Annotated in this window: 8 protein-coding genes; 4 read left to right on the top strand and 4 right to left on the bottom strand. The window is 60.9% G+C overall.

Features of this window, described 5'->3' with window-relative positions:
* Positions 1-277: 277 nt before the first annotated feature.
* From codB to PMI37_RS22700, 3 genes are all read left to right on the top strand, one after another.
* On the top strand, positions 278-1,549 hold the full coding sequence (gene codB, locus PMI37_RS22710; RefSeq protein ID WP_008085403.1) for a cytosine permease: 1,272 nt from the start codon (positions 278-280) through the stop codon (positions 1,547-1,549).
* Positions 1,550-1,564: 15 nt separating this feature from the next.
* The gene (codA, locus tag PMI37_RS22705; protein ID WP_008085402.1) at positions 1,565-2,800 is read left to right on the top strand and encodes a cytosine deaminase; all 1,236 of its coding nucleotides are present in this window, start codon (positions 1,565-1,567) and stop codon (positions 2,798-2,800) included.
* A 115-nt stretch (positions 2,801-2,915) separates the two neighbouring features.
* Entirely contained in the window at positions 2,916-3,563 is a 648-nt protein-coding gene (locus PMI37_RS22700; RefSeq protein ID WP_008085400.1) for a carboxymuconolactone decarboxylase family protein, read from the top strand.
* Between the two features lie 1,184 nt (positions 3,564-4,747).
* Here the strand turns inward: PMI37_RS22700 and PMI37_RS22695 are convergent.
* Positions 4,748-5,728: a diaminopimelate epimerase gene (locus tag PMI37_RS22695; RefSeq protein WP_008085396.1), complete on the bottom strand. Its 981-nt coding sequence runs from the start codon at positions 5,726-5,728 to the stop codon at positions 4,748-4,750.
* A 239-nt stretch (positions 5,729-5,967) separates the two neighbouring features.
* Between PMI37_RS22695 and PMI37_RS22690 the strand changes: the two genes are divergently transcribed.
* A complete protein-coding gene (locus PMI37_RS22690; RefSeq protein WP_008085394.1) occupies positions 5,968-7,119 on the top strand; it encodes an MFS transporter in 1,152 nt (383 codons plus the stop codon).
* A 144-nt stretch (positions 7,120-7,263) separates the two neighbouring features.
* On the opposite strand, the gene PMI37_RS22685 is transcribed toward PMI37_RS22690, so the two are convergent.
* The 3 genes from PMI37_RS22685 to PMI37_RS22675 all read right to left on the bottom strand — a co-directional run bounded on the left by PMI37_RS22685 (position 7,264) and on the right by PMI37_RS22675 (position 11,352).
* Positions 7,264-9,690 carry a TonB-dependent siderophore receptor gene (locus PMI37_RS22685; RefSeq protein WP_008085393.1) on the bottom strand — a complete coding sequence of 809 codons (2,427 nt, stop codon included), beginning with the start codon at positions 9,688-9,690 and terminating at the stop codon, positions 7,264-7,266.
* 98 nt (positions 9,691-9,788) lie between these two features.
* The gene (locus PMI37_RS22680) at positions 9,789-10,772 is read right to left on the bottom strand and encodes a FecR family protein (RefSeq protein ID WP_008085384.1); all 984 of its coding nucleotides are present in this window, start codon (positions 10,770-10,772) and stop codon (positions 9,789-9,791) included.
* Between the two features lie 88 nt (positions 10,773-10,860).
* Complete coding sequence (locus PMI37_RS22675; RefSeq protein WP_008085382.1) at positions 10,861-11,352, bottom strand: sigma-70 family RNA polymerase sigma factor; 492 nt, start codon at positions 11,350-11,352, stop codon at positions 10,861-10,863.
* Between the last annotated feature and the right edge of the window lie 282 nt (positions 11,353-11,634).

The raw sequence follows: 11,634 nt of genomic DNA, 5'->3' as shown, positions 1-11,634 counted from the left end.
CTGCGTGGGAATGCCTCAACGGACGCTCCGCGTTCGGCTTTGGGTGGGACGCGGAGCGTCCCGGGCTGCATTCCCACGCAGAGCGTGGGAACGAGCAAAAAACAAAATCAAAAGATCGCAGCCTGCGGCAGCTCCTACATTGGGCTTGGGGGTGTTCGGGTGCACTGTTTTCGCGCCGTTTGATGCGACTCGTCTATACATAACCCGCGCCACCCGGCATTTGGCACGACCACTGCAACCCTCCCCCGCGTCTTCCCTTTTCAGCAAGGACCGCCCCATGACGCAGCACGCCCCCGGCAACGATTACCCCCTCAGCGAAGTACCGATGCACGCGCGTAAAGGCCTGGCCTCGACGGCGATGGTGTTACTGGGCTTCACGTTTTTCACCGCGACCATGTTTGCCGGCGGCAAGCTCGGCGTGGCGTTCAGTTTCGGCGAGATGATGGCGGTGATCATCGTCGGCAACCTGCTGCTTGGGTTGTATGCCGCAGGTTTGGGTTACATCGCCTTCAAAAGCGGCCTCAATTCGGTGTTGATGGGGCGTTTTTGCTTCGGCGAAGTCGGCAGCAAACTCAGTGACTTGATCCTCGGTTTCACCCAGATCGGCTGGTACGCCTGGGGCACCGCGACCGCTGCGGTGGTGCTCGGCAAATACTTCGAGCTTGATGAGGGCACCGTGCTCGGGCTGATGGTGCTGTTCGGTCTGGTGTTCTGTGCCACGGCTTACGTCGGTTATCGTGGGCTGGAGATTCTGTCGTACATCGCGGTGCCGGCGATGATGTTGCTGCTGATGCTGTCGATGTGGGTGGCGACAGTGAAAGTCGGCGGCTTCGAGGGTTTGCTCAGCGTCGTGCCAAGTGGTTCGCTGGACTGGTCGACGGCGATTACTCTGGTATTCGGCACCTTCGTCAGCGGCGCAACTCAAGCGACCAACTGGACGCGCTTCTCGCGCTCAGCGCGGGTCGCGGTGCTGGCCAGCCTGATCGGTTTTTTCATCGGCAACGGTTTGATGGTGCTGATCGGCGCGTACGGCGCCATCGTCTATCAACAACCCGACGTGGTTGAAGTGCTGCTCCTGCAAGGTTTCGCCATGGCCGCGATGGCCATGCTGTTGCTGAACATCTGGAGCACTCAGGACAACACCATTTACAACTTTGCCGTCGCCGGTTGCAACCTGCTGCGCACCGGTAGGCGTAAAACCGTGACCCTCGCCGGTGCGGTGATTGGTACCCTGCTCGCCTTGCTCGGTATGTACGACATGCTGGTGCCCTACCTGATTCTGCTCGGCACGGTGATCCCGCCGATTGGCGGGGTGATCATGGCCGACTTTTTCTACCGCTGGCGCGGGCGTTATCCGCGCCTGGCCGACGCACGGCTGCCGGCGTTCAACTGGCCGGGCCTGGGGGCTTACGCGGTCGGTACCGTCGCCGCGTTCAGCTCGCCATGGGTCGCGCCGCTGGTAGGGATCGCTGCTGCCGCGCTAACGTATGTCATCGTCACCGGCGCGCTCGGCGCTCGCAGCGCAGCCGCGCCACTACAAGACTTATAAAAAAGGATTCGCCTGATGCACATCATCAACGCCCGTTTGCGCAACCAGGAAGGTTTGCACGAATTGCACCTTGAAGACGGCCTGATTCGCAGCATCGCCCGGCAGACCGAAGCGCCGACACTGGGCCCCGACGACCTCGACGCCGGCGGCAATCTGGTGGTGCCGCCCTTCGTCGAGCCGCACATTCACCTCGACGCCACCCTCACCGCTGGCGAACCGCGCTGGAACATGAGCGGCACGCTGTTTGAGGGCATCGAGTGCTGGGGCGAGCGCAAGGTCACCATCACCGAAGAAGACACCAAGACCCGCGCCAAAAAAACCATTCAGACCCTGGCCGCGCACGGCATTCAGCACGTGCGCACCCACGTCGACGTCACTGATCCGCAACTCACCGCACTGAAAGCCATGCTTGAAGTGCGCGAGGAAAGCCGCCACCTGATCGACCTGCAAATCGTCGCGTTCCCGCAGGAGGGCATCGAGTCGTTCCGCAACGGCCGCGAGCTGATGGAAGAGTCGATCCGCATGGGCGCCGACGTGGTCGGCGGCATTCCGCATTTTGAGTACACCCGCGATCAGGGCGTCAGTTCGGTGAAGTTCCTGATGGACCTGGCCGAGCGCACCGGTTGCCTGGTCGATGTGCATTGCGACGAAACCGACGACCCGCATTCACGCTTTCTCGAAGTGCTCGCCGAGGAAGCGCGCAGTCGTGACATGGGCGCCCTCGTCACCGCCAGCCACACCACGGCGATGGGCTCCTACGACAACGCCTACTGCGCGAAACTGTTCCGCTTGCTCGGGCATTCCGGGATCAGTTTTGTCTCCTGCCCGACCGAAAGCATTCACCTGCAAGGCCGCTTCGACAACTTCCCGAAACGCCGTGGCGTGACCCGCGTGAACGAGTTGCTCGAAGCCGGGATGAACGTGTGTTTCGGCCAGGATTCCATCGTCGATCCGTGGTATCCGCTGGGCAACGGCAACATCCTCCGAGTGCTTGAGGCGGGTCTGCACATCTGCCACATGCTCGGTTATCGCAATCTGCAAAGTGCGCTGGACTTGGTCACTGACAACAGCGCCAAAGCCATGCATCTGGGCGAGCGCTATGGGCTGGAACAGGGGCGCCCGGCGAACCTGCTGATTCTGTCGGCGGACAGTGATTATGAGGTAATCCGCAGCCAAGGCTTGCCGCTGTACTCGATTCGCAACGGCAAAGTGCTGATGAAACGGCAGATGCCGGTGGTGGAGTTCGTCTAAGGTGGAGAAACCGGCGTCGCCATGACGCCGGCCCCCCCTGCGATGGATGCTCCTTCATGCTGAAGTTCGTGCGTAGTTGATTAGCCGCCATCCTCAATTACTTGAGGATTTTCCAATGAACCACACACCCTCGCCCATGGCCTCGCTGTACCACGAAGGCCGACAGACGTTTACCGAACTTGTACCCGACGGCGGCGCTCGGCTCGATGCGCTGTTTCACACCGTGCCCGCGCTGGGTGAATTGGCGGTTGGCGTGGTTTACGGGCATTTGCACGCGCGCCCTGGCCTCGATCCGCGCCTGCGGGAAGCGGTGTCGTTTGCAGCCATTGTGGCGTCGGGCATGGTCGGCCCGCCATTGAGTGTGCATCTGAAGACAGGGCTGGCCTCGGGGTTGGCCCCCGGTGAAATGACTGAGGTGCTGTTGCAGGCCTCGGCATTCGCGGGGTTTGCGCGGGCGGTGAGTGCGGCGGAACAACTCAATCGGCTGTTCGACGAGTCTGGTTTGGCATCACCGCCGGCACCGACACCCCGTGAAATCGCGTTGGAATTCTGTGAGCAAGTGCGCGGCGGGCACGCGCCGATGCCGGTCAGTGCAGCGGTGAAACGCCTGTTGAAACATGCGCGGCAGCTGGCATTGCAGGCCAGCTCGGCGCACGCGGTGATTGTTGAATGTTTCGAGGATGAGCCGTCGCCCCGCGCATTGCTGCGGCTAGAGGTGCAGGGTGAGCAGGTGGTGTCGGTGACGTTGTTCAAGGCGCACTGACGCGGTGTCCTGGCGTGCCCCATCGCTGGCAAGCCAGCTCCCACAGGGATTTGGGCGGGGTGTGGATTCTGGCTTCACCGCATAACTACTGTAGGAGTGAGCCTGCTCGCGATGGCAGTGGGTCAGGCCACATCAATGTTGGATGTGCCGGCGCCTTCGCGAGCAAGCTCTGCTCCTACAAGGGGCTGGGGCTGGTCAGTGGGATGACCCACTGGACATTGTGGGAGCTGGCTTGCCAGCGATGGCGGTGGGTCAGGCAAAAGGGATGTCGACTGTACGGACGCTATCGCGAGCAGGCTCACTCCTACAGGGGATTTGGGGTTGGTTCGGGATTTTTGGCGTGACAAATAGCCAATGTGGGAGCTGGCTTGCCAGCGATGGCGGTGGGTCAGGCGACATTGATGTTGGATGCGCCGGTGCCTTCGCGAGCAAGCTCGGCGCACGCGGTGAATGTTGAATGTTGAATGTTGAATGTTTCGAGGATGAGCCGTCGCCCCGCGCATTGCTGCGGTTGGAGGTGCAGGGTGAGCAGGTGGTGTCGGTGACGTTGTTCAAAGCGCACTGACGCGGTGTCCTGGCGGGCCTCATCGCTGGCAAGCCAGGCTCCCACAGGGTTTGGGGGGTGAACACAAAAAACCCGGTACACCAATAATCCACTGTAGGAATGAGCCTGCTCGCGATAGCGGACCACCCTTCAAATCATATGTTGCCTGACTCACCGCCATCGCGAGCAGGCTCACTCCTACAATGGTTCAGAGGTGCACACAAATAATGTGGTCGCCGCAAAACCCTGTGGGAGGCCAGTTCGGCGCACGCGGTGAATGTTGAATGTTTCGAGGATGAGCCGTCGCCCCGCGCATTGCTGCGGTTGGAGGTGCAGGGTGAGCAGGTGGTGTCGGTGACGTTGTTCAAGGCGCACTGACGAGGTGTCCTGGCGTGCCCCATCGCTGGCAAGCCAGACTCCCACAGGGTTTGGGGGTGAACACAAAAAACCGGTACACCAATAATCCACTGTAGGAGTGGGCCTGCTCGCGATAGCGGACCACCCTTCAAATCATATGTTGCCTGACTCACCGCAATCGCGAGCAGGCTCACTCCTACAATGGTTCAGAGGTGCACACAAATAATGTGGTCGCCGCAAAACCCTGTGGGAGCCTGGCTTGCCAGCGATGGCGATTGTGAATTCAACCGATCAACCGCGCCGTACCAAATAATCTGACGCGCACCCGCTCGCCGTCGATTGCTTCCAGCAGAATCGGTGCCGTGCCACCGGGCATGACCACCTGCACTTCTCCGGCTTCGACCCAACCCACCCGCCATGCCGCACACGCTACCGCACTGGCGCTGGTGCCTGATGACGCGGTCGGCCCTTCGCCACGCTCGAAGACCCGCGCGATGATTCGCTGCGCAGACTCACGCACCGCCCATTGCAGATTGACGCCCGCCGGACACGGGTCGCCAGCGCCGGTCGGCATGGCATAAGCGATCTGTGTCAGGCCTTCATTCAGTGGCGATTCACGCATTTGTTCGTTACTCGGCAAGGCTGACTTGTCGCCAAGCAGCGTCACGCAATGTGGATTGCCGATGCGCACAAATTGGCTGTGCGACCAGGTGGGATCAAGTGCCGCCAATGGCTGAATTCTGCTGACCTTCCGGCCATTGAAATCAACATTTTCAACGCTCTGCGCACCCACCGCGCACGGCCCAAAATCCGCTTGACCGAGATCGAGCCAGAAGCCTTCCACGCCTTCGACTTCGGCAGGTTTCACCGAGGTCTCCACCGCCTCACCTTTATCGTGATGAACGCGCAGCAACGCGCCCTGCTCTGCCAGCAAACCTTGCTCGGTCAGCGCCTGGGAAAATATCGTCAGACCGTTGCCACTGCGCTCGGCGAGGGTGCCATCGGTGTTGACGATCAACACATCGAACGGCGGCGAGGCCTGGAACGGGCCGATCAGCAGACCGTCGCTGCGGTGGAATTTGCTGTCTGGCGGTTGTTGGCCTTCTGGCCAGTCGCAGCAAAGTTTGATTGCCGCGTCGCTCCACGTCTGGCGCGACGATGCGCACGCGCACGCGCTGGCAGGTAAATCAACGCCCGCCTCGCGCAGTGCCTGCGGCGAAACCACACCGTAGATATTGCCCCGCGCATCATAAAACTGCGTCATCACTCGTAATCCCTGCAACCGAAAAAACCCACTGTAAACCGCATTCCCCTGTAGGAGCTGCGGAACGCTGCGATCTTTTGATTCTGATCTTGAAAACAAAGATCAAAAGATCGCAGCGTGCCGCAGCTCCTACAGGAGAAGGTAGGATGTCGTCTGTACTTCCTCGAATGACGGGCGATCGAACCTCGACGCCGTATCACTGTCCTTCGGGGACGCGAAGTTTTTTGCCAAGGATTGATATGACCAGCCTCAACGCCCAAGACACCTTCGTCCCCGGACGCCTGCAACAGATGTCCACGCGCATCGCCTTTTTCATTGCCGGGCTCGGCATCGCCGCGTGGGCGCCGTTGGTGCCGTACGCCAAGGCGCGCGCCGGACTGGATGAGGGCACGCTCGGTCTGTTGCTGTTGTGCCTGGGGGTCGGTTCGATTCTGGCGATGCCGCTGGCGGGGATTCTCGCGACGCGTTTCGGCTGTCGGCGCGTGGCCACGGGCGGCACGTTGTTGATTTGCGCGGCGTTGCCGTTGCTGGCGACGGTCTCATCGATCCCGGCGCTGATTGCCACGCTGTTCATGTTCGGCGCCGGACTCGGCACGGTGGATTCGACGGTCAACCTGCAAGCGGTGATCGTCGAACGCGCCAGCGGCAAGAACATGATGTCGGGCTTTCACGGCTTGTTCAGCCTCGGCGGAATCGTCGGCGCGGCGGGCGTCAGCGCCTTGCTCGGCCTTGGCTTGACGCCGCTCACCGCCATGCTGGTGGTGGTCGTGGTGCTGATCGCCGCGCTGTTCAAGTGCGTACCGCACATGTTGCCCTACGGCAGTGAAAGCTCGGGCCCGGCTTTTGCCATTCCCCACGGCATCGTGCTGTTCATCGGCGGGATGTGCTTTATCGTCTTTCTCACCGAAGGCGCGGCGCTGGATTGGAGCGCGGTGTTCCTGGCGCAGGAGCGCGGGATCGACACGGCCTATGCCGGATTGGGTTACGCGGCATTCGCGTTGACCATGACGGCGGGACGCTTGATGGGTGACCGGATTGTGCGGATCGTCGGCGCCACGCGGATCATTCTGTTTGGTGGGCTGTTGGCGGCGGCGGGTCTGTTTCTGGCAACGTTCGCACCGAGCTGGGAAGCGGCGCTGGTCGGTTATGCGCTGGTCGGCGCCGGCTGTTCGAACATCGTACCGGTGCTGTACACGGCGGTTGGCAAACAGACGGTGATGCCGGAAAGCATCGCGGTGCCGGCGATTACCACGCTGGGCTATGCGGGGATTCTGGCGGGGCCGGCGGTGATCGGCTTTGTCGCGCATGCCAGCAGTTTGAGTTTTGCCTTTGGGCTGATGGCGGTGCTGCTGGTTGCCGTCGCGATTGGCGGGAAAGTCTTGAAAGTCTGAAGCAAAAGATCGCAGCCTGCGGCAGCTCCTACATGAGATCGTTCCCACGCTCTGCGTGGGAATGCCTCAATGGACGCTCCGCGTCCGCTTTTGGACGCAGAGCGTCCCGGGCTGCATTCCCACGCGGAGCGTGGGAACGATCAGTTAAAAACCAACACTCGCCTGCACAAAGAACGTGCGCGGCGCCCCCACGTACATCCCCGAATTGTTATCGCTGGAACGGGTGAAGTACTGCTTGTCGAAGATATTCTTCACCCCCGCGCCCAACTTCAAATTCGACACCTGCGGCCCGAAGTCATAGCCGCCACGCACGTTCCAGGTCACGTAACCGGGAATATCGCCGTACTGCCCGTCCGCCGTGCCTTCGGTGATGTAGTTGCCGTTGAAGCTGCCATCGGCATTCAACCCGGTACCCGGCGAACGCTGTTTCGACTGGGCGAAACCGTCGATGTTGTAGGTCCAGCGGTTGATGTCATAACGCAAACCGACCGTCGCCACCTGGCGCGAATAGAACGGCAGATCCCGGCCCTTGAAGCCCGCAATCTCGCCCTCATAGGTCGCGCGGGTGTAAGTAAAACCGGCGTTGGCGGTCAGACCATCAAGGCGCGGATCCAGCGCCGCCATGTCGTAATGCACCGACGCTTCAAGGCCCTGATGCTTGGTCGCCCCCAGGTTGGTCCAGCCGACGTCGTTGCTGATGTATTGCAGTTCGTCATCGAAGTCGATGTAGAACAGCGTCACTTCCCCGCCCCAAACATCATCGTTGTAGCGAGTGCCGATTTCGTAGGTCTTGGCCTTCTCCGGCTCCAGGCCGTTGGCGGTCTGGTCACCCGAACCGCCCTGCCCCAGCTGAAAATACTGCAGGCTGCCGAACGAGGTTTCGTAGTTGGCGAACAGTTTCCAGGCGTCCGACAGGTGATACATCACGCTCAGCGCCGGCAGCGGTTCATTGCTTTCGATGCTGCGGTTTTTCTCCGGCACGCGTTTGCCGGCGGTGTCGAGCACGGCGCGGTCGTGCCAGTCAGTGCTGATGTGTTCGAAGCGAATGCCGGGCGTGATCGTCCAGTTGCCAACGTCAATCTTGTTGTCGACGTAGACCGAGTTAGCCTCGGTGCCGCCGGTACGATCCTGGAACACATGACCGTCAGACGTCGGCGTTACCACCGGCTGATTGTTGACCAGCGCCAGCCGGCTCGACTGCTCGTGCATTGCCTCTTTCAAATAGCGATAACCGACGCTGACTTCCTGGCTGGTCGGGCCGACATCGAACACTCGCGACACCCGTGGCTCGATGCCCAGCGTGTAGTAGGAACGCGGGTACGAGCTGAGTGTTTTCTGGTCGCGGGCGGCGATGGTGCTGCCGCGAAAACTGTCGGTGTAATAGGTCAGCACTTCGGCTTGGGTGCGCTCGTCAATCTGGCGAATCCACTTGAACGACACGTCTTTGCGGCGACCACTGAATTGGTCGTAGTCACGCACCGAGTCGTACGGTTTGTCGTCGTACTGCTTTTGCGTCAGACCGCCGGGCATGTCGGCGCTGGCGTCGTAGTAATGGAAGTTGAGGCTGAAATCATCCTGATCGGTCGGCGCCCAGTGAGTCTTGAGCAGCACGTCGTCGATGTCGTTGCCGTTGTTGCGCTCGCGGTAACCGTTGCCATTGACGCCGGAATACAACAGCGCCACGCCCATGCCGTTGTCGGCAGTGCCGCCAAGGAACGCGCTGTCGATGTGTTTCCAGCCGCCGTACTGGGTGGTTTCCAGGGTGGTGCCGATTTCACCGGTGGCTTTCTCCGGAATCGCGCGGGTGACGAAGTTGATCACGCCACCAACGTTCTGCGGCCCATAACGTACCGAACCGGCGCCACGGACGACGTCGATGCTGTCGAGGTTGCCCGATGAAATCGGCGCCATCGACAGTTGCGGCTGGCCGTAAGGGGCGAACGCGGCGGGCACGCCGTCGATCAAGACAGTCGAGCGCGGCGACAAGCGCGAGGTCAGGCCACGCACTCCGACGTTGAGGGAAATATCACTGCCGCCGGTACCGTTGTTGTCCTGCACCTGCACGCCCGGCACACGCTTGAGCACGTCGCTGACATTCATCGCCCCTTGCTCGACCATCGCTTCGCGGCGAATCACCGTGCGCGCGCCGGGGTGGTTTTGCACCACAGCGGCGTTGGCGTCACCGAGCCAGTCGCCGACCACTTTGATGTCGGTGACGCCCAGTTCCAGCGGGCCGTTGCCGGCGGCGGAAGTCGTCGCGGGCGACAGCGTCACCGAACCTTCGTTGATCTGATAATCGAGACCGCTGCCTTGCAGCAACTGGCGCAGCGCTTGTTCCGGCGAGATGTCGCCATCGACCGCCGGGGCCTGTTTGCCGGCAACCAAATCGGGGCTGAAAAACACTTGCAGCGAAGTTTGCTGACCCAGCTCACTCAGGGCCTGCCCCAACGGCTGGGCGCGGATATGAATCGCTTCACCGGCATACGCCAGCGGCATCGCCGCATTGACCGCCAGCGCGAGGGCCAGCGGTAACCAAGGGGATTTTTTATTGTGGGCAGTGGTGGTTTTCACGTCGTACGTAGTCCTGTGGATCGCAAGAGTGTGCGGCTGTTAATGCAAACCAGTTGCAGTTGAACAGGAAGACGATGAACTCGAAAAAAACCTGAATTTTATTTTGAAATTATTTCCTGGCTGCCGTCCGCATGGGTGCGAACCGCCACCGGCAGGATGCTCGGCAAGGCTTTGAGCAAAGCCTCGGTGTTATCGGATTTGAACACGCTGGTCAGGCGCAGGCTGGCCACGGCGGGGTTGCTGACCGTCAGCGGCTTCTCGCGATAACGTGACACTTCGGCGGCTACTTCGCTGAGGCTGGCATTGTTGAAGACCAGTTTGCCGCTGCGCCACGCGGTCAGTTCCGCTGGGTTGACCGCATAGGCTGCGGCGACTTTGCCCTGCGCATCAACGTAAGTGCCGAGGCCGGCAGTCAGACTTATGAATTCATTGTCCGGCGCATTGTGCCCCTGCACTTTCACCGTGCCCTGCTCCACCGCCACGCGGGTTTGCGTGACGTCGCGACGCACATCGAATCGCGTGCCGGTGACCGTCACCTTGCCGCTGCCGGCCTCGACCACGAACGGTCGTGAGGTATCGTGCTCGACGCTGAACATCGCCTCGCCTTCGCTCAATTCGATCAACCGGCGATCTTTTTCAAAGCGCACCTGCAAGCGGCTGCGACTGTTCAGATCGATCACCGAACCGTCCGGCAGCGCCACGTGTTTGCGCTCGCCCAACGCCGTGCTGAATTCGGCGCTATAACCGCCCGGATGATTCAAACCGCTGAACAAGCCGAGACCGAGTGCCACCGCCACCACACTGGCGGCCACGGCATAACGCAACAACGGCCGCCGTTCGCGGCGCGGCGGCGGCGTTTCAACCAGCGCTTTGAGGCGCGGCACCGGCAACAAATCAGCCGCTGTCCACAGCCCCTGCAGCAACTGAAATTCATCGCGGTGTTGCGGATGTTCGTTCAGCCAGACGTCGAAGCGCTGCTGCTCGTCGGCACTCACGGCCGGCTCCTGCAAACGCACAAACCAGCGCGCCGCGTCATCGCGCACGGTGGTTTGCCCGCACGCGCAATCACGAGTATCCATCATGGAATGTCCTGTCCGGCCGGGAATATAAAGACACACAACCCCCTGTAGGAGCTGCCGAAGGCTGCGATCTTTTCGCCATAACGCCCATTCACGACTGCAACCCGTCCAGGCGATCACGCAAATGCCGCAGGGTGCGGATCATATACTTTTCGACCATGTTCTTGGACAACCCCAGGCGATCGGCGATTTCCGCCTGGGTCAGCCCTTCGATCTTCTGCCAGACAAAAATCTTCCGGCAGTTGACCGGCAGTTCGCCGAGCGCCCGTTCGATGGAATCGGCCAACTGGATCGCATGCATGTAATGCTCCGGGTCGCCGGACGACGACGCACTGTGATCGATCGCCTCCGACTCCATGGCGCCTCGCCGATCCTCACGTCGGTAACCGTCGACCGCGATATTACGCGCCGTCTGGTGCAAATACGCCCGGGGTTGCTGCACCGCCGCCGAATCGGATTCGAGCACCCGCAAAAAAGTGTCGTGCGCCAGATCCTCGGCCTGCGCACGATTGCGCAGGCGGCGAGTCCAGGTGCCGATCAACTCTTCGTAATGCTCGAAAAAGCCGGGTCTGCGGGGACGCATGGGGGATTGGGCGGTGTGCTGAAGAAAGGAGCGTGAATAGTAATGCTTCCTATTAAGCCCGGCAAATCATTCCAGCCTGGTGGCGACTGTCGCATTCAGAAATGATCGCCTTGCACCTGAGTTAGAGCGGTCGCGCTTTCAACGCTAAAAAACAACAGGCAAAGCGATTTGACAAGCCCGGATCCGCTGCTACGTTCATGCGACTGCTTAATATCATGGACGATAAAATGACCGTCATCCCGCTCAACAGAGGATCGATCAGCTTGGCAGGCGCTCGCTATG

This window comes from Pseudomonas sp. GM80 (assembly GCF_000282515.1).
Classification (GTDB): domain Bacteria; phylum Pseudomonadota; class Gammaproteobacteria; order Pseudomonadales; family Pseudomonadaceae; genus Aquipseudomonas.
This window is presented reverse-complemented; position numbering and strand designations above follow the sequence as displayed.

Coding starts and splice junctions, on each gene's coding strand:
- PMI37_RS22695 (WP_008085396.1), bottom strand. CDS start 5,728: ATGACGCAGTTTTATGATGCGCGGGGCAATATCTACGGTGTGGTTTCG.
- codB (WP_008085403.1), top strand. CDS start 278: ATGACGCAGCACGCCCCCGGCAACGATTACCCCCTCAGCGAAGTACCG.
- PMI37_RS22675 (WP_008085382.1), bottom strand. CDS start 11,352: ATGCGTCCCCGCAGACCCGGCTTTTTCGAGCATTACGAAGAGTTGATC.
- PMI37_RS22690 (WP_008085394.1), top strand. CDS start 5,968: ATGACCAGCCTCAACGCCCAAGACACCTTCGTCCCCGGACGCCTGCAA.
- codA (WP_008085402.1), top strand. CDS start 1,565: ATGCACATCATCAACGCCCGTTTGCGCAACCAGGAAGGTTTGCACGAA.
- PMI37_RS22700 (WP_008085400.1), top strand. CDS start 2,916: ATGAACCACACACCCTCGCCCATGGCCTCGCTGTACCACGAAGGCCGA.
- PMI37_RS22680 (WP_008085384.1), bottom strand. CDS start 10,772: ATGATGGATACTCGTGATTGCGCGTGCGGGCAAACCACCGTGCGCGAT.